Below are 23,319 nucleotides of genomic sequence, written 5' to 3' on the forward strand. Positions count from 1 at the left end.
CGGAGACGTAGTCCTCAAGATATTCCGGGAGCAGCGTGCCCTGACGCCGGTCATCCCCCTCGACAAACCGTTTCATCCCGGCCCCCGAAGCTGATGGACAGAAATCTAAGCTGCTTCGGTGTTTTCACACAGCCTCCACCCTTCTCAGACGTCACCGAGGTCTGCTTCCCGGCAATGATCTGCTCTCACGCATCGAGTGAGCGACCCAGCCCCTCTGGCCGCGCCAGCGGGCGGACGAGGTATAAGGAAGTACGACGACGCCGGTTTCGCAAAGACACTGGAGGGCGGGACCGAACAGGAAATACCCGCCCCCCTATCGTCTCACTTATACCCCGAGAAAAGGTCCACTCCCCCCGCGTAAGACGCCATTTGCATCAGGTCGTCCCGGGAGCGGGCGCCGACGACCAAGATCGCAGACTTTTTCAGGGGCAAATTGGGAACGTTTTGGTGCGGTTTCGCGTCCCAAACTGCGCCTCCATGAATGCCTTACACTATAAGGGACAGGCGCTTTCTTCCGAGGCTCAACACATAGGACCCCCATTCGCACTGAGCGGCAAAGTCTACGACTTTGGTTCGAAGCTCCACCTGGTCGAAGCAGGATCGAAGGTCACCACCGGTTCGAGAGCAATGTTGCGGGTCACGCTCACCCAGGTGCGATCTCCATGTCGCGAGGTCTGTCGGGCGGGTCGGCTGTTACCTACAGGCCAGGCCCCGTGGATTTTCCGATACTCGGTGAGAAGGCGATCCTCCAGGCAGTATCCTGGGTCGTGGGAGATGAGCAGGATCGCCAGCTCGTCCTGAGGGACGGGTGGGGCCAGACCGGCGAAGGTCACACCAAAACCATGGGCGAATGGCACCCCAGAAATGCCCCTCAGCAGGTCTAGTAGGCGAGGCTGCAGGGTGGTTGCTGAACCTATGTAAAGGACCGCTCCGGAGCGCTCCAGGAGGCCTCCTAGCGTGCAGCTATGGAGGAGGTGAGCGACCGGTCTGGTGTCGATCACAAGGTACGCACCGGAGCGGTGGCCACTGCACCTAAAGAGGGCTTTGGTGACCTTCAGAAGCATCCCGGCGTCTTTCCAATGAAGCAGGATGTGTTCGCGCTGCATCGGTTTCTCGGGGCAGTGTTGGGTGATTTCCATGTTTAGGCTCCACAAAAGAGGGCCAGCTCTAAGGCTGGCCCAGTTATGTAGAGGCAGTCATTCGTTGATGACCATATGACTATACGACACGTGGACTCTATCGTCTCTTGGGAATAGTCGGTTGTTGTAGGCATTGTTATATACAAGCAGCTCGTACTATTTATTGTGTTGGGTATGTAAGTTTGTTTTCAGGCATAACCTAAACTGGCGGTCCGGAGTGCACGCCCGAACCGCCATTGTTCCGCTCCTGATCGGTGAGCGAGTCCTGGTCGAACGACCTCACCCCCGCGTTCTGCAGGGTGCGACATGCTGCTGGGCTTAAGCCGCGCTGTAGCGGCACAGGGGCCGCCCTGTCGGGGGCTCCCCTGTTCTTCAGGGCTATGGAAAATCCACCACCACAGACCCCTCGTCCACCTGCCCTCGCATGCGAGGCGGTTCGGCTCATTCGAGGGGATTACCTTCCGGGCCTTTGCGATCCCATCAGGTTACAGAGTTCAAGTGTTCTAGAGTTTTGGGGTTTTAGCGTTCTAGGTTTCTAGGATTGGAGCTGAGGTACGGATGTGTTCTGCGACCTAGGTTGACGGGAGGAAGTCACCGGTGACCCAGTGAACTGGGTTGGAGTCCCAAACCTTCTTCGCTGAGTAAGCGATCCAGCGGTCAGGGGACTCAAGCGGCGCCAAGTGGAATGTCGGCTTCGCCTTGAGTGTCGTGATGATGGGGCGCGTCGTGCGGCCATAGGGGGCTGCGCCAGGCGTCATATCCTTCCCCACACTGTTGACTAGGATGGCGCGGAGTCTCGACTCCTCGTGATCGTGCAGTGCGATCACCCCGTGCCAATGGGGAAACAGAATGCCAGCAGCATCCGTGGCTTCGTAGAAACCTGCCATCCAGGGTGCGTCGCATAGGGGAAGCTTCAGCATTCTCCGCTTCGGGATGCCGCGGAGCATGTGGGCGATCTCGCGTACGACGCGGCGCATTTGAGGAAGGAACTCGGTTTCCGGGTCGAACTTCTTTGGATGAACTCCAAGAGAGATGGTCAACTCGTGGCTGGCACCAGCGTCCAAGTACATCTGGGCGTACGCCTCAATGAGTTCGGTGGTCATGGAAGAGCGGGTGTGGGCCAATTTTGCGCGGGCGGCAGCGACTCTAGCGGACAGCATCAGGAGATGCCCCGCGAAGAAGGGAGTCCAATTTTCATAGGGGAAGTGTCGTCGATAGTGCGAGAGACAGGCCGGTCACCCGGTAAGGGACCAATTAGGTCCTGAAGGCTGTCTCAATTACCTACATCCTAGCCGATCTGCCGGGACTTGTCATCAGCAAACCTGAGGTGAGAGCAGCAGTTGGTCGCGCATCGGGCTTGGCTCACCATCTACTGGATGGCGGCGCGGTTCATCTGGCGTTCGCGGGGTGTTCTCACGTTGTCCAAAACCCGCAATAATCTTGCGGACCGGAATTTCCCGTCTCTACCGGCTTTGTTCTGATGCGGGACGGCCCAGACTGCTCTTCACTCGGTAGACGCTGGCCCTCCCGATCCCTAGCTGCTTAGCAATCGCCGATGCTCCCAACCCTTGAGCCTCCAGCTCCGCAATTCGGGCGGCATCAATGGACTGAGGTCGACCGCGATAGACGCCAGCGGTTTTCGCTTTCTCAATTCCATCTCTCTGTCGCTCTTTCCGGATGTCGGTCTCGAACTCGGCGAAGCTGGCGAGGATGTTCAGCATCAGCCGACCCTCAGACGAGGTAGTGTCGATGTGCTGCTGAAGGCACCGGAACCCCACGCCCTTGGCTGTCAGGAAATCCACCGTCTTCCGCAGATCGACCAGGGAGCGCGCCAGCCGGTCCAGGCGAGTGACCACGAAGACGTCTCCCTCGCGGACGTAGCCCAGGGCGAGTTCCAGTTGGTCCCGGCCCTCCGTCGTGGTGCCGGTGCGCTTCTCCGAGAAGACCTTCTCACAGCCCGCAGCCCTTAGCTGGTCCTGCTGCACCTCTAACGATTGCCCCGCGCTGCTGACGCGTGCGTAGCCCACCACCGACATGTCCCGATTGCCTCGTTTGGTTCTAGACCCTCAGAGTCTAGTGTCCCGAAAAGAGGAAGCCAACCCTATTGAGACGGCGACGTGGGGCCGGTGAGACGCCTCGCCGGGGTATACCCATGTGACAGTAGGGCATGCTCATACACACTTCGCGTCGAGCGAGAGGCAGTTATCAGGCAGGCTTTGCATATGGCAGACTCGCACTAAATCCGCCACGATAGCGAAGTCCCTAGGGAGTACCTCAGTGGTAACGCCGCGCCAGATTGCAGACCGCCTGAGCGACATCCGAACGTCGGGTGGAAACGAGGCAGACACCCGGTTCAAGGTAATCGACGACATCCTGACCTCAATATTAGGATGGGATAAGACGGACTTCACGCTTGAGGAACGGGTATCTGAGGATGGTGCCGACTTCTTTCTCGATTATCTGATCACAACAGCCCAAACCTCGCTGCTAATCGAGGCTAAGCGAGCCCAGATTGACTTTTCCAAACTTCCGCAGGCTCGGCGGGCTCCGCTGAAAGGCTCTTGGGTCAAAGGCGATATTAAGAAGGCCATCCATCAGGCCCGAGACTATGGTCGAAAATTAGGTGTGGGCTTCTGTGCAGTAACAAATGGTGACGCGTGGATAATATTTCCAATAAATCGGAGAGACTTAGTCACGTTTGAGGACACCCATGCCGTCATTTTTTCTGACGCGGAAGAGGCGTTAGATACAGATTTTGAAGACTTCTTCTCTCTACTTGCAAGAGACGAAGTGATCGACGGGTCTCTGGAGCAGGGACTTTTGGGGGGTGACAGTAATCAGACCGAAAATCGCCGTCTCAATAGAATTTACGATCATTCATTTTCAAAAATTGCCCGAACGACCATGTTCTCCAGCATTGAAGATGAGATTGTTACTTCGTTTTCCGAAGAGTTAGTTGCTGAAAATTCTGAACTCCTCGAAAAAGCGTATGTAGAAACTGCAGATCGAATGCGGTTCGATGATCGCGTGAAGATGGCGGTGCTCCGGCGTGAGCAGGTGGTAAACACACGGCCGATGCGCCCGGTCGGGCGTACAGGTGTCAGAGCGGCGTCTGAGCATGTGCTTACCACGAGGGTAAGAAGCCAGCCGGTAGCGCTTTTGACTCTCGGCCTAGTGGGCGCTGGGAAAACTACCTTCTTGCGCTATGTTGAGAAGGTGAGTGGGAAGGAATTCTTTCAACAGCAAATAACTAAACCTAAGTCGCATTGGCTATACATAGACTTTAGATCATATTCTCGCGCAGTTGCGCCGAGAAGCTTCATATATGACAGCATATTTGAATATATTGGTCAAAATCCGACGCTTGGCGACTTCGATGCGTCAATAAAAGGCGCGTATGAAGCCGAGATTAGCGCTCTCACCCGAGGCCCCTTAGCTATAATGAAGGGTAATCAAGCGGCAATAGACGAAAAGATCGCTGCGATAATCATGAAGGAGTATGAGGAAAAAGCGCCGTATTGTAAGCGCATCCTTACTCACTCTTCCAAGAAAACTCCCATATTCCTGGTGATAGATAACGTCGATCAGATTGAAAGCTCAGAAACGCAAGAGAGTATCTTCTTGGAGGCCGTCGCGATTGCGCGGGAGAGTGGTTTAAATCTCGTTTTAGCTATGCGGGATGCAACGTATGTAAAAAACAAGTCATCAGCGGTATTTGATGCCTTCACATTCGATGCGATTTATATCGATCCTCCGCATATCCAGTCAGTTTTGTCCAAGAGGTTTGCTATTGCAGAACATCTTTTGCGGGGGAAGAAGTTCGAGCTGACAACCGAAGGCGGAGCGAAGGTCGAGGTTACCGATGCGTCTCGAGTAGTGGAGATGCTAAGCGCAAGCGTGCTGGGAACAGAGGTTGGTCAGTTAATAGAGGTCGCGGCAACCGGAGACGTCCGGTTGGCATTGCAGATGACGAAGCAGTTTTTGCAGTTTGGCTACTCGACCTCATACAAGTCGTATCTCGTATTTCAAAGGCGCGGGCGCTACGTTTTCCCCGTACATGAAGCAATTCGCGCGATTATGTTCGGGAACCAGTCAATTTATCGAGACGAGTTCTCGCCGCTGATTAACCCGTTCGATGCGAAAACCGGACGATCTGAAAGTCAGTTTCTTCGCATCTACATAATGAATGCGTTGGTCTCTGCTGCGTCAACCAAAACGTTCCAGGGTCTTGAAGCCGGTGAGATAGTGTCGTCGCTTGAGAAAATGGGATTTAGTCAGAGAATAACAAATAAGGTTATCCACGATCTAATTCGAGCGCGTGTCTGCTTCTCACGATCACATCAAGACTACACACTAGACAGTGTCTTGGTTCCGACTCGACTCTGTGGATATATAGCGCGTGACCTCGTGAGCCGGATGGTCTTTCTGGAGACGGTCATATTCGACACATTCATTTATGATGACCCGGTATGGGCGCAGGTTAAGACCGCAATGAAGACGGTCTATTCAGAGCATAGGCCCGTAGAAAAGTTCAGAAAGAGGAAGGAGATCGCTAAAATCTTCTTCGACTGGTGCGAGCAAGAGGTGAACAAATTGTGCAATGAGGCGGGGCGTAGAAACCTCGGCCCATTCTGGACTAACAATCCAATCTCTAGACTGAAAGTTGATTTCGATAATGAACTCGACCGTGCGTTCCGCTCTGCGGTCCGGAACTACGGATCTCAAAAGGACAAAGAGTTGATGGGGATGCCACTGTTCCAGGACCCCCAACCGAGGAACTAGGTTGATGTTAGATTAGCGCGTTATCTACTTCTCTACCGCAAATTCGTAGGCGCGCCTAAGTCAACGTATTTCGCACAGCGAGGTGATCCAACGATACCGCACTATACGAGATGCACTCGATGTCGCTTTTTAAGCTTATGAGCTGGGCAGCTCGTTGAGCCTCGTCTCGCGGAATATTGTCAGTATAAATTCGAGCCGTACTTATCACCTTACGACCCGTGAGTCGTTGACGGACCTCGTCTGAGGCAATCTTGGAGGTCGACTCCTGCTCGAATGTATTTCGGAAGCACTTGATTGATCCGCCGTCCGCACGGGCCTGAGCGTGCTCCAGTATCGTGCGATTGAATTGGCGCATAATCAGGCTGGCTGACAGCGACCGGGCAACTGCGGCACCTGTGGCCCCGTCTCGATAGGAGGTTTGTTCAGCCATTGGAAAAAGGCGTTCGTCCTTCGCCTCAATTCTTTTCCGTACGAAATCTAGGAACCCGAATTCGACTAGGCGGGAGTGAACCGGCACCATACGGCGCGAGTGGCGGTTCTTGAGGCGTGGCCTGACGTGGTTTGGCTGAATGAGGAAGTGGGGCACGTCGTGATCGATCACAACCTCGCTGGTCAACAGTCCCACCACTTCAGACGACCGCGCTCCCGTGAAGAGGAGCACAAGGGGTATCCAGAAGCGATCATCTCTGATGAGAACTGGTCCGAACTTGAAGAGACCTCCCTCAACCTGTTCGCCCGCACATCCCGAAAAGAGCGGCAGTGCAAATAGCCGATTTAGCTCAGCCGTCGTGAAAGACCGACCGGTGCCGTCGTCTCCCTCTTCGACTCGCGCTTTGACGCCGCGGGTATCTACGCTCTCTACGTGGCGCCGCCGTTCGGCAAACTGGAGGATCGAAGTCACATTATTTACGTGCTTATTCGCGGTCTTGCTGCTCATCGGCCCAAGCTTGATCTCACCTGCGCGAACCATCGACAGGATGGACGAAGCGGGGAGTTTCTTCACCGGCCCAGACAAGGGGCGGCTATCCGGAAACTCGGAAAGCAGGTCGAGAAACTCGTAGAGATGACCCTTTGCGATGGTGCAGATTGGTCTGCTGCCCACAAGCTCCGTAAAGAGCCGCACCGAGTGTCGTTTTCCTGGGATGTTCCTCTCACCCTTCGGAGGTCCGCTCTGTCGCGTTTCGATAGGCGCGTACACGGTGTTAAAATATTCCGCGAGTGGCAGTCGTCCTTGGTCGGAAAGCGCGTTGGCCAATTCCAGCGACTTACTAAGTGCTTTGGACAACGTGTGAGATAGCGGTTCTGGCGCTGGAAAGCCTTTGGCTAAGGCTTCTTTGGCGAGAACGCCGTCAACCAGCACGCGGGCGCACTCTTCCAGGACCTCGGAATATTCGGGTGACGAGCGATCAGGACGTCGGCCTTGTCGCTCGAAGAATTCATCAGCCGCCCAGCCCGCAGCAGCGCGACGTTCCTCCGCATCTTCAGAGGTCAGCGCAGCTCCCTGTGCGTTGCGGTTCACGCTTTCCCAGGACTGGAGCGTCGTCCGTCCAGGTGGGCTGCTAAACCGCTCTCTACGGCGGCGGTCGCCGTCGTATTGTTGTTCATGCTTGAAGGAAGCGAGATCGTAGTCATGCAGCCACCGCAAAAAATCCCCCAGCGTGTCTGAGGAGCCAACCTCGCGGACGCGGCGGATGTCATCACGCAGCTTGGTTTTAAGGGCGTCTGCCTTTGCGTTGGCTAAGTTGATGTCCGCGGTGGCGAGAGAGCGGATGATTGCGGTGCGGGGACGATTGTCCTTGTCGCGGAAAGCGTGCTGCACATCAGCAGGAATGGGAAACCTCAGTTCGAAGAGGCCGCTTCCCCGTCTCTGGACATATTGGCCAAGGCGCTCATTACCCGCTGACCGTTTCCTGCCCATCTATGCACTCCACTGACGCTTCAATTCAACCGGATTTACAACGCCAAACGAAGCATGCAAGTGAAGAAGGTGCTGTTAGATAATAACTTTTAGTTGGATCAAGAACTTAGGACGCCCCCTTTAGGCGTGGCGATTGAGTCGTTCCGGGCGCGCCAAATTCTTCCCCTTCTGCCACTGTGTATGACGCGACAGCCTTCGTGGGCGGGCCATCCTAGGCGGTGGCAAATTCGCTCTGACCGCTGGTTCACGCCTCAGCAACGGCGGCCTCGTAGGCTGACTGTAGCCTGGCGAAGACCGACTCACTGGGCGCCGGCGCGCCCAGGTGGAGGTGGCCCAGCTCCTCCATGAACTCCGACCAAAGCTTGGGGCCTCCGTCCTCGAGGATCTGCGCGCGGACGGAAAGCTCCTTTGACGCCGGCGTGTGGCGCAGGCCCCAGCCGCCCATGTGGGCCAGCAAGGGCACCAGGGCGATGGAGGCCTCGGTCAGGCTGTAGATGACCTTCTGCTTGTGGCTGGGATCGTCGCGGCGGGACACCAGGCCGGCCTTCTCCAGGCGCGCCAGCCGGTCGGCCAGGATGTTGGAGGCGATTCCCTCTTCAGAGCGGGTCAGAAGCTCGCGGAAGTGACGGCGGTCGCCGAACATCAGGTCGCGGATGACGATCAGGCTCCAGCGATCCCCCAGGGTCTCGAGGGTCAGGTTGATCGGGCAGCCAGAGCGTGAGGCGTTCATGCGTCCTCCCAAACCAATTGCAATATAAAATCAGTCGATCTGGGCTGCAACCGATTGCGTAACGCAATCCGATCTCCGGCGAGGCTTGGCCTCACGGCGCTATGACGGCGCTGCCCGCGGTTGCGCGGGCTCGCAGGTATCGGCCGCAGGTTCCGACGCCGGGGCGAGAGCCTGCATGAGGGCTGCGTAGAGGCGCTCGAAATTGATCGGCTTGGCGACGTAGTCGTCCATGCCCGCGGCGCGATAGTCGGCGACCTGATGGGTCATGACGTTGGCGGTCAGGGCGACAATGGGAATTCGCGCGCACCCGGTCTCCCGCTCGCGGCGGCGGATCTGGCGCACCGCCTCCACGCCGCCAATGCCCGGCATCTGGATGTCCATCAGGACGACGTCGAAGCTGTCGCCCTCACAGGCCGCCACGGCCTCCTCGCCGCTGGCCACCTGGATCAACTCCGCCCCCAGGGGCTCTAGCAGCGCCTGAAGCACCAACCGATTGGTGGGGTTGTCCTCGGCCGCGAGGATGCGCACCGCCGCCTCAAGTTCCTGCGGCTGCTCCGCCAACACGGTGGCGCTGAAGGCGGGGGCGCCAACCAAGGTGAGCGGCAGGCGGAGCGAGACGCTGGTCCCCTGGCCGGGTTGGCTCTCCAGGGACAGGTCGCCGCCCATGAGGTCCAAGAGGTCCCGGCTGATCGCCAGGCCAAGGCCCGTGCCCCCGAACCGGCGCGTGACCGAGGCGTCGGCCTGCGAGAACTTGGTGAACAGCTCAGCCTGCTGTTCCGTGGGAATTCCGATGCCCGAGTCGGTCACACTGATGGCGACGCCATCGGCCACCCTGGCCACCTGCACCACCACGCCCCCGCGCTCGGTGAATTTCACCGCGTTGGACACCAGGTTTCCCATCACCTGCCGCAGCCGCAGCGCATCGCCCTGCCACACCCCCTCGGCGGCCGGATCGAAGAACAGCCGGAACTCCAGATTCTTCTGCACGGCCAGCAATTCGAAGGGCTTGCAGGCCGCCTCGACCGCTTCCCGCAGGTCGAACTCCACCTCCTCGAGGATCATCTTTCCCGCCTCGATCTTCGAGAAGTCGAGCACGTCGTTGAGCGTCGCCATCAGGGTTTCACCTGACCGGCGGATGATCTCCAGGTGGGCGCGGTTTTCCGGCGACAGCTCGTCGCGGCCCATGACCTGGGTCATGCCAAGGATGCCGTTCAGCGGTGTGCGGATCTCGTGGCTGACATTGGCCAGGAACGCGCTCTTGGCGGTGTTCGCCGCGTCCGCCAGGGTCCGGGCGCGCAGCATTTCCTGCTCGGCCAGCTTGCGCTCGGTGATGTTCTGCAGAGCGCCGACCAGGCGGAGCGGCCGCCCGGACTCATCGCGTTCCAGGCGGCAGGTGGAGAAGGCCCAGACGTCCTTGCCGTCGGCGCGGGCGACCCGGTACTCGGCCCGGTAAGGGACGCCGGTGTGCTGGGCGTCGGCCCAGGTCTGAGTCGCCCGGTCCCGGTCCCGGGGATCAACGCTGCTGAACGGATCTCTCCACATCTGCTCATAGGTGAGCCCACGCTCGAAAAAGGTCGCCTCGGGGCCGTCCGAAAGGACGCTGCGTTCCTGAAAATCGACCTCATAGACCAGGATTTCCGTCATCTCGACCGCCATCCGCAGGCGTCGTTCGGCGCGCGCCAGGTCCCGCCGCGCTTCATGCGCCTCGGTGATGTCCTGCGCCGCGCCGCGGATGGCGGTGCACACGCCCTCGACGAACACCGGCTCGCCAAACACACGGACCCACGCCCTCACGCCATCGAACTTGGTCACTTCGCTGGTGAAGGTGATGCGCTCGCCGGTGGCCGCGGCATGGGCGAGGAGGTCCCGGACTCGGGGCTGTTCCGCCTCCGGATAGATGCCCAACGCCTCATCGAGCTGGATGGGTCTTGGTGTTCCACCCAGAATGTCCCAGATCTCCTGCGACCAGTCGACAAGCTGGCTTTCGAGGGAAATCTCCCAGCCGCCGATCTTTGCGACCCGCCCCACCGCGCGCAGAGCCGCTGTGGTCTTGGTCAAGGCGGCGCGCTTCTCCTCGGCTTCCGCGCGCGCGCTCTGGAGGTCCGAGACATCTCGCGAGGTGACGAGGAGAACCTCCAGTTCGCCCCGTTCATCGACCAGCGGCGTGACCACCACGTCCCAATGTTTGCGCTGGCCTCGAGCGGTGTCGCACGGCGCGCAGAATCGGTCGGAGCGCTGGGCGGCGCCGTTCGCCACCGCCGCCCGCACCTGGGCCCGCGAAGGCTCCGGCCACATCTCGGCCCACACTTCGCCGACAATATCGTCGGGAGACTCAAGCTCCATCAGCCGGCAGCCGCCAGCGTTCACGTAGTTGATCCTGCCATCGAGGCCGATCAGTTTGACGCAGTCCTGGCTGGCCTCCAGCGCCGCCCACAACATCGGCTGCCGCTGTAGAAGGTTACGCATACAATAGGTCCCTGTACTCCCGCGGGCCGCGCACTATTGGGGTGGCGACGTCGATCCTTCACTCCATGCGTCCCAGCTTTCGGAACCGTAAAGCCAGGCGACATCTGCGAGCTGAAAGCGCAGCATGTGGCGTTCGGTCGCTGGCGAGGGCCGGGCCTCAGCAGCAAGGGACGTCATGCGCATTCGCTGGACAAAACTGGCCGCCGTCGGGGGGCTCGCCCTGATGGGCGCCTGCACGCAGCCCGCGGCCAAGTCCCCGGCCGCGCCGCCGACCGCGGTGGTCTCGGCCCTGCGTTCGGCCCCGGAGTTCGCGGCCTGCGCCTGGCAGGAGGTAAAGGGCGCCAAGCTGGCCATCCAGGCCTTCGCCTGCGGGCCGGAGCAGGGCGGTCAACATATCGAGGCCGATGACAGCCTGCCGGGCTTCCAGCTGGTCTATGACGGCCCGCCGACCGAGCGGCGTCCCGTGGTGCGCACCTTCGCCAAGCCGGCGGACGCGCCCCTGGAAGCGATCCTGCCCGCGATCCGCGCCGCCTCGCCCGGCCCCCACACGGCGACCTGCGCCTTCGCTCCGGCCCAGGGCTATGACGACAAGGACAAGGGCCGCTTCGTGCTCGAGCCCACCGGCGCGGCCAAGGCCTCCTGGGAGGCCAGCCTGGCGGTGGAGCCTGGCGATCCGCCCTGCGGGCCCATGGGGGTCTCAGCGGCCGGGAACCGCTATTTCAAGGTCATGCCCAGCCACCCCGACCTCGTGGTCTATGCCGACGTGGGCAGCGAGATTCAGATCTTCGACCCCGAGACCTTAAGGGTCATCGCGCCCTGACCCTGCCTATTGCGGCAGGCGGGTGACCATCGGGACGTCCGGATCGGTCGGCGGCGGAACCGCCGCGGCCGGGGCCGGCGGCGCGGGCGCCAGGACGATCGGCGGCGCGGCCAGGGGCGGCGGGGTGATCGGGGTTGGCGTCTCAGCCTCCACCACGGGTCGGCGCGGCGCGGCCGTTGCCCTACGAGCCGGCGGCGTCGGGGGTGCGGCGACCACCTGAGGCGGGGCCACGGGCTCCGCCAAGGCTGCGGGGGCGGGCCTAACCGGTGTGGGCTGAGCCGGGGCGGGGGTCTCCGGGGCGACGACAGCGGCCGGTTCCGGCGCGGGCGGATCCCGGGGGAACAGCAGCATGCCGACCACCACGATCGCGGCGATCACCAGTCCGATCCCGGCGACCGGCGGGAAGTGCAGGCCGCCGGCCCGGGCCTTGGGCGCGGCGCTGGCGCGAGCCAGCACGGAGCCGGTCGCCAGGGGCCGATCGTGGCGTTCCGCCGCCATCTCGGGCGCGGGCGCGGGCGCGGGCGCGGGCTCCGGAGCGATCGCGGGCGCTGGCGGCGGCGCGACGGTCGCGGGCCGCGGCTGAGACACCAGGCCCCCGGTCAGGATGGTGCGGGGTGCCAGGGAGGGCGTCGGGACGCGGATCTGGTTGGTCGGCCGGGGCGCGCGCTTGACCGGCGTGCTGATGCCGAAGGTGGTTGGCGGCTGCCGGCCCCAGGCGCCGCGGGGCGTGCCGAACGGGTTGTCGTCCTGGCCGGGCGGCATGTGATCTCCAAAAGTGGTCCCCGATGTCGGGACGTCGTGCCTCGGGACTTGGACCGATCTATGACGGGCGGGGCGCGAACAGCCGGCGGAACCGGTCCACCACCACCGGCGAGAAGGCGGCCATCACGCCGCCGGCGTCGGCGACCCAGTTGCGAATCGCGGCCTCCGGGACGCCATGGCGGGCATAGTGGATCACCGACAGGATCAGGGCGAAGGCCAGATAGCCCATGGCGATCCTGCGGATCGGCGTGCGGGGCATGGCGGCCAGGCCGGCGCAGGCCGCGACATAGAAGGCCGCGAAGTGCTCCAGATAGTGGGACCCCAGCAGTTTGGGGGTCAGCCAGCCGGGCGCGATCGAGGCCAGGAAGATGGCCAGCAGGGTCAGGCCGAACCCCAGGCGCGCCAGCACCGCCAGCACGCCGGTGTCGGGATAGGTCGCGGGCTCGCTCACTCGGCGGCCGCCTTCACCCCGGCGGGCGCGCGCGAGCGGTGATAGGGCCGATCCCCCAGCACGGTGGCGCGGTTCATGATCCGGCGGTGGGGCAGGTAGTCGTTGACGGCGTAGTGCTGGGTGACCCGGTTGTCCCAGAAGGCGATGGCGTTGTCCTTCCAGCGCCAGCGGACCAGGAACTCTGGCTTCTGGATGTGCTCGAACAGCATGTTCAGGATGGCGTCGCTCTCCTTGCGGCGCAGGCCCTTGATGCGGTCGGTGAAGCCGTAGTTGATGAACAGGCCGTCCTCGCCGGTCTCGGGATGGGTCCGCACCACCGGGTGCAGGACGGGCGGGTTCTCGGCCAGCGCCTTGGCGTGCTTCTCGGCGCCGGCGCCCGCCGCCACGATCCCCTGCTGCGGGAAGCCGCGGGCGAAGTCGTGCACCGCGTCGAGGCCCGACAGGAACTCGCGAAAAGTGGGCGACAAGGCCTCATAGGCCGCCTTCATGTTGGACCAGATGGTGTCGCCGCCGCTGGGGGGCAGGTGCTTGGCGTAGAGGATCGAGGCCATGGGCGGGGTCTGGATGAAGGTGACGTCGGTGTGCCAGCTGTCGTTGTCGGTGGGGTTGTCCTTGTGGTTGTCCAGGATGAACAGCTCAGGCGCCTCGGGCACGCCGGGATAGAGGGGGTGGGTATGCAGCGCGCCAAATCTCGCTGCGAAGTCGCGATGTTGAACCGGCGTGATGTGCTGGTCCTCGAAGAAGATCACCTGGTGGGCCAGGAGGGCGGCGCGGACCTCGGCGAGCTGTTCCTCGTCCAGCCGCTGCGACAGGTCGATCCCGCCCACGACGGCGCCGATGGTGGGGGTGAGCGGTGTCACCTGAAACTTGGCCATGCTGGTCTCCCTGAGGGCCTTATCTAAGCGCGCCTTGGCCCGGCTTGCCAGGGTGGCGAGTGGGGAATCATGGCAGCTTGCCGCCATGTCCAGTCCCCCCGGCCTTCCCGATTTCGACCTGCCAATGATCTTCGCCGACAAGGTGGCGGGCCTGGGCTTCCAGTCTGGTGTGTTCCGGGTGGCCCTGGCGGCCAATGTCTCCAACAATCTCGGCGTCACCGAGGTGGTGAAGTCCGGCTTCCTGATCCTCAGCCCCGAAGGCATGCTGGAGTTGCGCAGCCAGGTCGACCAGCTGCTGGGCGAGCTGGAGCGGCGCGGGCTGATGAACCTCAAGCCCGACAAGCTGGACGGCTAGCCCCTTCGCTGAACGCGATATGCGGCCTGCGACAATCGCGCGCGTCTGCTTAAGCTTGATCTTAAGGAGCCTCGCCGAACCTGGCCCATGACGCCCGCCTCGAGAGCGGGTTCGCGTGGGACCACCAATGACCGTGACGACCATGGAGGGGCGACGCCTCGCGTTCCTGGGCCTTGCCGTTGGGGCGGCCCTGCTCAGCCAGCCGGCCTTCGCCCAGGACAGCGCCTGGGCCCTCGCGGCCACCTATACCGCCGATGTCGCGGGTCCGGTCTCGGGCGGCGCGTCTCAGGCCGGCCGGTTCCTGGACAACCTGATGATCGAGGGCGACCTCGACCTCGACAAGGCCATTGGATGGGCCGGCGCCACCGCCCACCTCTCGCTGCTGAACAATTCCGGCGGCGCCCCCAACGACCTGGCGGGGACCCTGCAGGGGATCAGCAACATCGAGGTCACCCGTCCACGGGGCAAGGTCTACGAGGCCTGGCTGCAGCAGGACTTCGGCCGGGCCTCTGTGCGGGCAGGCCTCTATGATCTCAACAGCGAATTCTACACCACCGACGCGGCGGGCCTGCTGATCGCGCCCCCCTTCGGCATCGGCTCGGAACTGGCCGCCACCGGCCCCAACGGCCCGTCGATCTTCCCCTCCACGGCGCTGGGCCTGCGGGTCCGCATCGCGCCCTCCGACACCAGCTACATCCAGGCCGCGGCGATCAACGCCAAGGCCGGCGTCCTCGGGGACCCTGGCGGCGTCAACACCGACTTCGACGACGGCGTCCTGCTGGCGGCCGAGGCGGGCTGGACCGGGCGCGGCAAGGTGGCCGTGGGGCTCTGGCGCTACAGCAGGAACCAGAACGACCTCGTCGATCTCGACGCCGCGGGCCTTCCTGCGCAGCGCACGGCGGCCGGCACCTACCTGCTGGTGGACCACCCCCTCCGGGGGGCGCAGGGCGAGGTCCGCGCGGTGGCGGGCTTTCTCCGCGTCGGCGTCTCGGACGGCGACACCACCCCCTTCAAGGGCGGGGCCCAGGCGGGCCTGCTGATGAGACAGGTCTTCGGCGGACGGCCGGATTCGGCCCTGTCCCTCGGGGTCGCCTATGGCGGCCTCTCCGACAAGTTCCAGCAGATCCTGGCGGGCGGCGGGCTCTCCGCGGCGTCGTCGGAGTCAACCCTGGAGCTGACCTACGCCGACAAGGTCGCCCCGCGGCTCAGCCTGCAGCCCAGCCTGCAGTACGTCGTCCACCCCGGCGGCGACCGCGACGCCGAGGCCGCCGTCGTTCTCGCCCTGCGGGTGTCCATCGATTTGTAACCAACTGCGATTAACCAGAATTCTAAATTCCGGCGTGCGTCCGGCCGAGGGCTGATTTCATGAGTTTTATTTCCAATCTGCGGATTTCCGCCAAGATCCTGGTGATCGTGGCCATGCTGCTCAGCCTCACGGCCGGCATGACCGCCTTCGCGGTGATCAAGGCCAATCAGATGGCGCAGGCCACCCAGTTCCTGGTGAATGATCCGGTGAGGGGCACGCGCTTGGCCGCCAGGGTCGATGGTGCCTTCGCCCGCATGCACCAGATCGCCTACGAGACGGTGGTGGAGACCGACGACGCCCAGCTGCCGGAGCTGCAGAAGGAATTCGACGCTCAGATCGCCGAGGTGCGCGCCGCGCTGAAGGACATGAAGCCCCTCATCGAGGGTGAGCACGTCGCGCCCTACAACACGATCACCGAGAACCTCGAGACCTATATCGCTCTCAACAAGGAACTGAGCGAGCAACGCCTCATCCACCTGCTGTTCGACTGCGAGAGCACCCTGCAGGACAAGATGACCCCGGTGTACGACAAGGTCGACGCCGCCATCGCCCTGCTCATCCGGCAGCAGATGAAAGACATCGACCAGGCCGCCGTGGACGCGGCGAAGGACAAGCAGGCCGTCTTCTGGTGGCTGGTGGGCGCGGGCGGCACGGGCGCCCTGCTGCTGGGCGCTCTGGCCATCTATATTTCGCGCAAGGAGATCGCGGGTCCCATCGCCGGCATGACCCAGGCGATGGACCAGCTCGCCTCCGGCGACCTGACCACCCACGTGTCGGGCAAGGAGCGCCGCGACGAGATCGGCGCCATGGCCCGCGCCGTCCAGGTGTTCAAGGAGAACGGCCTGGCCCTGACCACCGCCGAGGCCGAGAAGGTCCGCCTTGAGGCCCAGAGCGCCCAGGAACGCCAGCGCGCCGAGGCCGAGCGCGCCGCGCTCGCCGCCGAACAGGCGCACGTGGTGGAGTCGGTGGCCGAAGGCCTGTCGCGTCTGTCCGACGGCGACCTGATGCACCGCCTGCCCGACGACTTCCCTATCGCCTATGTGAAGCTGAAGGACGACTTCAACCGCGCTATGAGCGGGCTGGAGGAAGCCATGCTGGTTATCGCCGCCAATGCGTCCAGCATGCGGAACGGCGCCGGCGAAATCAGCAACGCCGCCGACGACCTGTCGCGCCGCACAGAACAACAGGCCGCCAGCCTGGAAGAGACCGCCGCCGCCCTGGACGAGATCACCGTCACGGTGAAGAAGTCCGCCGCTGGCGCCGAGCAGGCCAACGATGTGGTCAACGCCGCCCGCGGCGACGCCGAACGCTCGGGCGTGGTGGTCAACGAGGCGGTCGGCGCCATGGGCGAGATCGCGTCCTCCTCCAAGCAGATCAGCCAGATCATCGGGGTGATCGATGAGATCGCTTTCCAGACCAACCTGCTGGCCCTGAACGCGGGCGTTGAAGCCGCCCGCGCTGGCGACGCCGGCCGCGGCTTCGCCGTCGTGGCCTCCGAAGTGCGGGCGCTCGCCCAGCGCTCGGCGGAAGCGGCCAAGGAGATCAAGACCCTGATCGCCGCCTCCACCCGTCAGGTGGAAAGCGGCGTGCGCCTGGTGGGCGAGACCGGCACGGCGCTGGCCGGCATCGTCAACAAGGTCAGCGAAATCTCGGGCCTGGTGTCGGAGATCGCGGCCTCGTCCCAGGAACAGGCCACCGGCCTCAACCAGGTCAACGCCGCCGTCAACCAGATGGACCAGGTGACCCAGCAGAACGCGGCCATGGTGGAGCAGTCCACCGCGGCCAGCCACAGCCTGGCGCAGGAAGCTCAGGAGCTGAACCGCCTGGTGGCCCGCTTCAAGACGAGCGCCGTGGCTCAACCCCCCCAGGGCGCCCGCCGTCAGGCGCCGGCCGCTTCCCACGCCCCGCGCCCGCAGATGCGCGCCACCTCCCAGGTGGCCCAGCGTCCGGCCGACGACAGCTGGGAAGAATTCTAGACCCCAATTCGACCCGCAGCGTCCTCCACCGCGGTTCGTCAGTAAGGCCCTCCCCCTCCCCAGGGGGAGGGTTTTTCTTGGGCGCTTCCGTCAGTCCTTGCTGACCAGCTTGGTGACTTCGGCCACCTGTTCCGGGGTCAGCTTCCAGTCGCCGGCCTTGGCGTTGGCGACGATCTGGTCGGCCCGCGTGGCGCCGGCGATCACCGAGCTGACCACCGGGTGACCCAGGATCCAGGCGAAGGCCAGTTCCAGGATCGTGTGGCCGTTATCCCGGGCCCAGGCGTCAAGCTTCTCGATCTGGTCGAAGTTCTTGTCGCTCAGGGCCGCGGCGCCGCGCGGACCCCAGGCGGCCAGGCGGGTGCCCTCGGGCGGCGCCTCGCCACGGCTGTACTTGCCCGACAGCAGGCCTGAGGCCAGCGGGAAGAACGGCAGGAAGCCCAGGCCGAACTTCTCGCAGGCCGGCAGCACCTCGCGCTCCACGTTGCGCTCCAGCAGGCTGTAGTTGTTCTGGGCCGAGACGAATCTTTCCAGCCCACTCGTTTGTGATCTCCAATGTGCGTCGGCGATCTGCCAGCCGGCGAAGTTGGAATTGCCCAGGTAGAGAACCTTGCCGTCGCGAACCAGGTCGTCCAGCGCCCGCAGGGTCTCGTCGATGGGGGTGTCGGGATCGGGGCGGTGCATCTGGTAGAGGTCGATGCGGTCGGTGCCCAGGCGCTTGAGGCTGGCCTCAACGGCGCTGACCACATAGCGGCGCGAGCCGCCGGCGTTCTCGCCCATGGCGAACTTGGTTGCCACCACCGCCTTGTCGCGTTTGCCCTTCAGGGCCGCGCCCAGGAATTCCTCGGACTTCGTGCCGCCATAGACGTCGGCGGTGTCGAAGAAGGTGATGCCGTTATCCAGCGCCGCGTCGACGACGGTCTGGGTCTCCTGCGCGCTGATCCGCATCCCGAAATTGTTGCAGCCCAGACCGATGGCGCTGACCTTCAGGCCGCTGGTTCCCAATCGCCGCTGTTCCATGTCGCCGCTCCCAATGTCTTTGGTTTCAATGGGGCGGAGCATAGGACGCGAATGCGCGGCGGCGCTAGCTCACGCGCAGCTGACGACGTCGAGCTGTTCGGCGTCGGCTTCGTCGAGCACGGTCTGGATGGCGATCAGCAGGCGCTCCAGCTCCAGCGGCTTGGGCACCAGGACGTCCATGCCGGCGGCCGTGTACTCGGCCGCATGGTGGGCCATGGCGTTGGCGGTCAGGGCGATGATCGGCGTGCGGCGATGGTTCTCGTTGCGCTCCGACTCGCGGATCAGGCGGGTGGCGGTGGGGCCGTCCATCACCGGCATCTGCACGTCCATCAGGATCGCGTCCCAGTCACCGGTGGCCGCCGCCGCCACGGCCAGCTCGCCATTGTCGACGCAGGTCACCTCGACGCCGACCTGGGCCAGCAGGGTGCGCAGCACCAGCTGGTTCATCGGATTGTCCTCGGCCGCCAGGATGCGAAGCGCCGAGCCGTCGCGCAGGGGCGGGGCCTCGAAGGCGTCATCGCGCACCGCCTGGCCGTCGGCGTCGCCGATGCGGGTCAGCGGCAGGCGCACCGTGAAGACCGATCCCTGGCCCAGGACGCTGGCGGCCTCGATCTCGCCGCCCATCAGGGTGGCGAGCTCCCGGCAGATGGCCAGGCCAAGGCCCGAACCGCCGAACCGCCGGGTGGTGGAGGCGTCCTCCTGGACGAACTTCTGGAACAGGGCGCCCAGCCGGTCGGCGGCGATGCCGGGGCCGGTGTCGGTGACCTTGAACACCAGGTGCGGCGCCGCGACCGAGACATCCACGCGGACCTCGCCCCGGTCGGTGAACTTCACGGCGTTGGAGACCAGATTGTAGACGATCTGGCGCACCCGCGTCGGGTCGCCGGCCCAGACGCCGCGCGCCTCCGGCGCCACGGAGACCGCGAAGCTGACGTCCTTCTCGGTGGCCAGGGTGGTGAAGGTGGCATGCGCGCCTTCCACCAACTGTTCGACGTCCACCATGGAGGCCTCCAGCTCCAGCCGGCCGGCCTCGATGCGCGAAAGGTCCAGCAGGTCGTTCAGCAGGGCCAGCAGCGTCTCGCCGGCCTGGCGGATCACCGTCAGTCGCTCGCGCTGGATTTTCGGAAGGTCGTCGCGGGCCATGGCCTGGGCCATCCCCAGCACCCCGTTCAGCGGCGTGCGGATCTCGTGGCTCATGGTGGCCAGGAAGGCGGACTTGGCCTCGTTGGCGGCGTTGGCGTCGTCGCGCGCCCGCTCGAGGGTGACGTTCAGGTCGCGCAGCCGGTCCTCAGACTCCTTCAGGTCCTGGATGGACTGGGTGATCACCACGCAGCGAACGGGACCCTCGCCGGCGAAGCGCGCCGCGGTCATCCGGAACCACTCGCCGCTGCCGGCCTGGTAGGCGCGGATGAAGGACTTGGTCTTGCCGGTGAGGATGGCGCGCAGGCCCTTCACCAAGGCCTTGCCGTGGTTGCCGGGCAGCTTTGACACCACGTCGAAGAGGTTGCGGCCCAGGTGATAGGTGTCGCTCTTGGCGAGCTCCGCGCCCCGGGCCCGGAAGGCCTGGTTGGCCGCGACGATGGCGCCGGTCTCGTCGATGACGGTGAGCATGGCCGCCACGCCGTCGATCACGCCACGGCCGAAGCGCTCGGACTCCAGCAGTTCGGCATGGGACCGCCGCTGGGCGGTGATGTCCTGCATGGCGCCATGGAGGGCCACGCACTTGCCGTCGGCCATCTCCGGCTCGCCGACGATGCGGAACCAGAGGTCCTCGCCGCCGGGGGTGATCATGGGGCTCTCGAACTCGACGCGCTCGCCGGTCTGCATGGCCTGGCGGGTATAGGCCCGGACCCGGTCGCGCTCGCGTTCCGGGTAGATCTCCAGGATCCTGGCGAAGCTCTCAACCCGCTCCGAGCGCCCGAGCATTTCCTGCACCTCACGGCCCCAGCGCACCGTTCCGTTGCGCAGGTCGACCTCCCAGCCGCCGAGGCGGGCGAGGTGGCCAGCCGAGCGCAGGGAGGTCGAGGTGGCCTTCAACCGCGCCTCGAACCGCTTGGCTGAGGTGACCTCGGTCTGGACCGAGACAAAGCCGTCATGGGCGCCCGCGGCGTCGTAGGTCGGGCGTACGTCCAGGTCGATCCAGAACTGGCGCTGGTCCTTGGCCTGCAGCTGGACCTGGAGGCGGAAACCCTCGCCCCCGGCGATGTAGCCGCGCAGGCGGGCCAGGGTCTCAGGATTGGTGTGGGGGGATTCCAGCAGGGCGCAGGGCGTCAGGCCCCGGCATTCGTTGAGAGAATAGCCGGTGATGGTGGTGAAGCCCTCGTTGATCCACTCGATGCGGCCCGCGGTGTCCAGCAGGACCGTGCCGCTGGAGGTCGCCCGCGCGATACGCGCCAGCCGGCTGTCGAGGTCGCTGCGCGGCTCCAAGCCTCTGCCCCCCTTCAAGTCTTCCAAGGATTAACTCTGTTACGCCGAGAATGAACAAAGGGGAAAGCCGCCGCGAAAATTCGCCGCAGGGCAGCGGCCTGATCAAGCCGGTGGCAGTGGGACCCGGCTCTCTAGGGTGAGGCTCACGAGGTCGCTTTCGTCCTTCAGCCCGACACCGGTCAGGCCAAGGCGCCGCGCCTCGGCGATGTGCCAGGCCAGCTTGAAGGCCGCCTCCTCATAGGAAAGGCCCTCAGGGCGGATGTTGGAGATGCAGTTGCGCTCCGCGTCGGTGCGGCCCACGTGGGGCGCGTGGGTCAGGTAGATCCCCAGGCTGTCGGGGCTCGACAGGCCGGGCCGTTCGCCCACCAGCAGGGCCACCATGCCGGCGCCCAGGCGTTCGCCGATCTCGTCGCCCAGGGCCACCCGGGCCTGGGTCGCAATGACCACGGGCCCGAGACTCCATCCCGCGCGATCGACATAGGGGGCCAGGGCGGCCACCAGGGGAACGGCGTGGGCGTTGGCGGCGGCGCTGGAAAGCCCGTCAGCCACCACCAGCACCAGTTCGGATCCACGCGCTCCGCTGCGCTCGAGCGTCTCCCGACCGGCGCCCGACAGCCTCCGCCCAAGGTCTGGCCGACGCAGATAGGTCGCCCGGTCCGGCGCGGCGCTGGCCACCTGGACCGTGGCGTGGCCAAGCGCCTCCAGGCCGCGGGCGACGGCGTCGGCGTCGAAAGGGGCGTGCACCGCGTCCCGGGCCTGGGCGTGCGCCAGGGCCAGGGCCAGCACCTCGCGGGTCGGCAGGGCGGGGCCTGCGCGGCCCAGCGCGATCCGTGCGGCGGTCAGGCCGGTGAGTTGGGTCCAGGGATCGCGGGCAGGGGGCTCGCCCATCAGACCCCCATCAGCAGGCGGTGGGTGGGCGTGCGCGGTAGCAGTCGCCCGTCGCCGCCGGTGATCTTCATGCCCTCCAGCCAGGCCTCGAACTCCGGCGCCCGCCCAAGGCCCAGCAGCTCACGGATATAGAGCGCGTCGTGGAAGGAGGTGGACTGGTAGTTCAGCATCACGTCGTCGCCCCCCGGCACCCCCATCACGAAGGTGACGCCCGCGGTGGCCAGCAGGGTCAGCAGGGTGTCGATGTCGTCCTGATCGGCCTGCGCGTGGTTGGTGTAGCAGACGTCGCAGCCCAGGGGCGCGCCCATCAGCTTGCCGCAGAAGTGGTCCTCCAGCCCCGCCCGGATGATCTGCTTGCCGTCGTAGAGGTACTCCGGCCCGATGAAGCCGACGACCGTATTGACCAGCAGCGGATCGAAGGCGCGGGCGACGGCGTAGGCCCGCGCCTCCAGGGTCTGCTGGTCCACGCCGTGGTGGGCGCCCGCCGACAGGGCCGAACCCTGGCCGGTCTCGAAGTACATGACGTTGTCGCCCACCGTGCCGCGCTTCAGGGACAGGGCCGCCTCGCGCCCCTCCTTCAGCAGGGCGAGGTTCACGCCGAAGCTGGCGTTGGCGGCCTGCGTGCCGGCCACTGACTGGAAGACCAGATCCACCGGCGCGCCGCGCTCTATCAGCTCAAGGCTGGTGGTGACGTGGGCCAGGACGCAGGCCTGGGTGGGGATCTCGAACCGCCCGATCAGGCCGTCCAGCAGCCGCAGCAACTCCCCGGTGGCGGCCAGGCTGTCGGAGGCCGGATTGATCCCGATCACCGCGTCGCCGCAGCCGTACATCAGGCCGTCCAGCACGCTGGCGGTGATCCCGGCCGGGTCGTCGGTGGGATGGTTGGGCTGCAGGCGCACGGCCAGGGTCCCGGCCAGGCCGATGGTGTTGCGGAACCTCGTCGTCACCCGGCAATTCGAGGCGACCAGGATCAGGTCCTGATTGCGCATCAGCTTGCTGACCGCCGCCGCCATCTCCGGGGTGATGGCCGGCGCCAGGCGGGCGAGCACCGCCGGCGTGGTGGTCTCGGACAGCAGGAAATCGCGGAACGCCCCGACCGTCAGGCCGCCGATGGGGCCGAAGGCCTGCGCGTCATGGCTGTCGCAGATCAGCCGCGTGACCTCGTCGGTCTCGTAGGGGATGAGCGGCTGGTCCAGCAGGGTCTTCAGCGGAACCTCGGCGAGGGCCAGCTTGGCCGCCACGTTCTCCTGGGCGCAGGACGCCGCCAGTCCCGCCAGGGCGTCCCCCGACCGCAGCGGCGAGGCCTTGGCCAGCAGGTCCTTCAGGTCCGGAAAGGTCCAGGTGGTCGTGCCGACGACCTGACGATAACCCATGGCGCGCCCCGTGCAGGCGGGGATCATGGCGCCT

Annotated in this window: 18 protein-coding genes; 5 read left to right on the forward strand and 13 right to left on the reverse strand. The window is 64.4% G+C overall.

Features of this window, described 5'->3' with window-relative positions; translation table 11 throughout:
• Positions 1–560: 560 nt before the first annotated feature.
• The 3 genes from Q8N10_RS17115 to Q8N10_RS17125 all read right to left on the reverse strand — a co-directional run bounded on the left by Q8N10_RS17115 (position 561) and on the right by Q8N10_RS17125 (position 3,175).
• Entirely contained in the window at positions 561–1,139 is a 579-nt protein-coding gene (locus Q8N10_RS17115) for a hypothetical protein (protein ID WP_304777202.1), read from the reverse strand.
• A gap of 572 nt (positions 1,140–1,711) precedes the next feature.
• On the reverse strand, positions 1,712–2,242 hold the full coding sequence (locus tag Q8N10_RS17120) for a hypothetical protein (RefSeq protein ID WP_304777203.1): 531 nt from the start codon (positions 2,240–2,242) through the stop codon (positions 1,712–1,714).
• Positions 2,243–2,602: 360 nt separating this feature from the next.
• Complete coding sequence (locus Q8N10_RS17125) at positions 2,603–3,175, reverse strand: recombinase family protein (RefSeq protein WP_304777204.1); 573 nt, start codon at positions 3,173–3,175, stop codon at positions 2,603–2,605.
• A gap of 241 nt (positions 3,176–3,416) precedes the next feature.
• Between Q8N10_RS17125 and Q8N10_RS17130 the strand changes: the two genes are divergently transcribed.
• A complete protein-coding gene (locus Q8N10_RS17130) occupies positions 3,417–5,921 on the forward strand; it encodes a hypothetical protein (protein ID WP_304777205.1) in 2,505 nt (834 codons plus the stop codon).
• A gap of 55 nt (positions 5,922–5,976) precedes the next feature.
• On the opposite strand, the gene Q8N10_RS17135 is transcribed toward Q8N10_RS17130, so the two are convergent.
• The 3 genes from Q8N10_RS17135 to Q8N10_RS17145 all read right to left on the reverse strand — a co-directional run bounded on the left by Q8N10_RS17135 (position 5,977) and on the right by Q8N10_RS17145 (position 11,035).
• The gene (locus tag Q8N10_RS17135) at positions 5,977–7,839 is read right to left on the reverse strand and encodes a DUF6538 domain-containing protein (protein WP_304777206.1); all 1,863 of its coding nucleotides are present in this window, start codon (positions 7,837–7,839) and stop codon (positions 5,977–5,979) included.
• A 244-nt stretch (positions 7,840–8,083) separates the two neighbouring features.
• Positions 8,084–8,569 (reverse strand): helix-turn-helix domain-containing protein, encoded by a 486-nt coding sequence (locus Q8N10_RS17140; protein WP_304777207.1) that lies wholly within the window; start codon positions 8,567–8,569, stop codon positions 8,084–8,086.
• Positions 8,570–8,668: 99 nt separating this feature from the next.
• A complete protein-coding gene (locus Q8N10_RS17145; RefSeq protein WP_304777208.1) occupies positions 8,669–11,035 on the reverse strand; it encodes an ATP-binding protein in 2,367 nt (788 codons plus the stop codon).
• 175 nt (positions 11,036–11,210) lie between these two features.
• On the opposite strand from Q8N10_RS17145, the gene Q8N10_RS17150 reads away from it, so the two are divergent.
• On the forward strand, positions 11,211–11,855 hold the full coding sequence (locus Q8N10_RS17150; protein ID WP_304777209.1) for a hypothetical protein: 645 nt from the start codon (positions 11,211–11,213) through the stop codon (positions 11,853–11,855).
• 6 nt (positions 11,856–11,861) lie between these two features.
• On the opposite strand, the gene Q8N10_RS17155 is transcribed toward Q8N10_RS17150, so the two are convergent.
• Genes Q8N10_RS17155 through tauD form a run of 3 tightly spaced genes read right to left on the reverse strand, consistent with a single transcriptional unit; the run spans position 11,862 to position 13,943 of the window.
• The gene (locus Q8N10_RS17155) at positions 11,862–12,617 is read right to left on the reverse strand and encodes a hypothetical protein (protein ID WP_304777210.1); all 756 of its coding nucleotides are present in this window, start codon (positions 12,615–12,617) and stop codon (positions 11,862–11,864) included.
• Between the two features lie 58 nt (positions 12,618–12,675).
• Positions 12,676–13,068, reverse strand: coding sequence for a hypothetical protein (locus Q8N10_RS17160; protein WP_304777211.1), 393 nt, complete (start codon positions 13,066–13,068; stop codon positions 12,676–12,678).
• A complete protein-coding gene (gene tauD / locus Q8N10_RS17165; RefSeq protein WP_304777212.1) occupies positions 13,065–13,943 on the reverse strand; it encodes a taurine dioxygenase in 879 nt (292 codons plus the stop codon). The genes Q8N10_RS17160 and tauD overlap by 4 nt, the downstream gene beginning before the upstream one ends.
• Positions 13,944–14,028: 85 nt before the next feature.
• Between tauD and Q8N10_RS17170 the strand changes: the two genes are divergently transcribed.
• The 3 genes from Q8N10_RS17170 (at position 14,029) to Q8N10_RS17180 (ending at position 17,580) form a co-directional block, all read left to right on the forward strand.
• Positions 14,029–14,298 (forward strand): hypothetical protein, encoded by a 270-nt coding sequence (locus Q8N10_RS17170; protein ID WP_304777213.1) that lies wholly within the window; start codon positions 14,029–14,031, stop codon positions 14,296–14,298.
• 127 nt (positions 14,299–14,425) lie between these two features.
• A complete protein-coding gene (locus Q8N10_RS17175) occupies positions 14,426–15,604 on the forward strand; it encodes a carbohydrate porin (RefSeq protein ID WP_304777214.1) in 1,179 nt (392 codons plus the stop codon).
• A 59-nt stretch (positions 15,605–15,663) separates the two neighbouring features.
• Positions 15,664–17,580 carry a methyl-accepting chemotaxis protein gene (locus Q8N10_RS17180; protein WP_304777215.1) on the forward strand — a complete coding sequence of 639 codons (1,917 nt, stop codon included), beginning with the start codon at positions 15,664–15,666 and terminating at the stop codon, positions 17,578–17,580.
• Positions 17,581–17,670: 90 nt separating this feature from the next.
• Here Q8N10_RS17180 and Q8N10_RS17185 read toward each other — a convergent pair whose 3' ends face one another.
• From Q8N10_RS17185 to Q8N10_RS17200, 4 genes are all read right to left on the reverse strand, one after another.
• Positions 17,671–18,597 (reverse strand): aldo/keto reductase, encoded by a 927-nt coding sequence (locus Q8N10_RS17185; RefSeq protein ID WP_304777216.1) that lies wholly within the window; start codon positions 18,595–18,597, stop codon positions 17,671–17,673.
• 69 nt (positions 18,598–18,666) lie between these two features.
• Positions 18,667–21,024 (reverse strand): PAS domain-containing hybrid sensor histidine kinase/response regulator, encoded by a 2,358-nt coding sequence (locus Q8N10_RS17190; protein ID WP_304777217.1) that lies wholly within the window; start codon positions 21,022–21,024, stop codon positions 18,667–18,669.
• Positions 21,025–21,126: 102 nt separating this feature from the next.
• Positions 21,127–21,912: an ethanolamine ammonia-lyase subunit EutC gene (gene eutC / locus Q8N10_RS17195; RefSeq protein ID WP_304777218.1), complete on the reverse strand. Its 786-nt coding sequence runs from the start codon at positions 21,910–21,912 to the stop codon at positions 21,127–21,129.
• A complete protein-coding gene (locus Q8N10_RS17200; RefSeq protein ID WP_304777219.1) occupies positions 21,912–23,312 on the reverse strand; it encodes an ethanolamine ammonia-lyase subunit EutB in 1,401 nt (466 codons plus the stop codon). The genes eutC and Q8N10_RS17200 overlap by 1 nt, the downstream gene beginning before the upstream one ends.
• Positions 23,313–23,319 lie beyond the last annotated feature (7 nt).

The sequence above is a fragment of the Phenylobacterium sp. genome (genome assembly GCF_030693625.1).
Taxonomy (GTDB): domain Bacteria; phylum Pseudomonadota; class Alphaproteobacteria; order Caulobacterales; family Caulobacteraceae; genus Phenylobacterium; species Phenylobacterium ferrooxidans.

What these genes read in the sequence shown, in the direction of transcription:
- Q8N10_RS17115 (WP_304777202.1), bottom strand. Translation starts at nt 1,139, where the DNA reads ATGGAAATCACCCAACACTGCCCCGAGAAACCGATGCAGCGCGAACAC.
- Q8N10_RS17120 (WP_304777203.1), bottom strand. Translation starts at nt 2,242, where the DNA reads ATGACCACCGAACTCATTGAGGCGTACGCCCAGATGTACTTGGACGCT.
- Q8N10_RS17125 (WP_304777204.1), bottom strand. Translation starts at nt 3,175, where the DNA reads ATGTCGGTGGTGGGCTACGCACGCGTCAGCAGCGCGGGGCAATCGTTA.
- Q8N10_RS17135 (WP_304777206.1), bottom strand. Translation starts at nt 7,839, where the DNA reads ATGGGCAGGAAACGGTCAGCGGGTAATGAGCGCCTTGGCCAATATGTC.
- Q8N10_RS17140 (WP_304777207.1), bottom strand. Translation starts at nt 8,569, where the DNA reads ATGAACGCCTCACGCTCTGGCTGCCCGATCAACCTGACCCTCGAGACC.
- Q8N10_RS17145 (WP_304777208.1), bottom strand. Translation starts at nt 11,035, where the DNA reads ATGCGTAACCTTCTACAGCGGCAGCCGATGTTGTGGGCGGCGCTGGAG.
- Q8N10_RS17150 (WP_304777209.1), top strand. Translation starts at nt 11,211, where the DNA reads ATGCGCATTCGCTGGACAAAACTGGCCGCCGTCGGGGGGCTCGCCCTG.
- Q8N10_RS17155 (WP_304777210.1), bottom strand. Translation starts at nt 12,617, where the DNA reads ATGCCGCCCGGCCAGGACGACAACCCGTTCGGCACGCCCCGCGGCGCC.
- tauD (WP_304777212.1), bottom strand. Translation starts at nt 13,943, where the DNA reads ATGGCCAAGTTTCAGGTGACACCGCTCACCCCCACCATCGGCGCCGTC.
- Q8N10_RS17170 (WP_304777213.1), top strand. Translation starts at nt 14,029, where the DNA reads ATGTCCAGTCCCCCCGGCCTTCCCGATTTCGACCTGCCAATGATCTTC.
- Q8N10_RS17175 (WP_304777214.1), top strand. Translation starts at nt 14,426, where the DNA reads ATGACCGTGACGACCATGGAGGGGCGACGCCTCGCGTTCCTGGGCCTT.
- Q8N10_RS17180 (WP_304777215.1), top strand. Translation starts at nt 15,664, where the DNA reads ATGAGTTTTATTTCCAATCTGCGGATTTCCGCCAAGATCCTGGTGATC.
- Q8N10_RS17185 (WP_304777216.1), bottom strand. Translation starts at nt 18,597, where the DNA reads ATGGAACAGCGGCGATTGGGAACCAGCGGCCTGAAGGTCAGCGCCATC.
- eutC (WP_304777218.1), bottom strand. Translation starts at nt 21,912, where the DNA reads ATGGGCGAGCCCCCTGCCCGCGATCCCTGGACCCAACTCACCGGCCTG.
- Q8N10_RS17200 (WP_304777219.1), bottom strand. Translation starts at nt 23,312, where the DNA reads ATGATCCCCGCCTGCACGGGGCGCGCCATGGGTTATCGTCAGGTCGTC.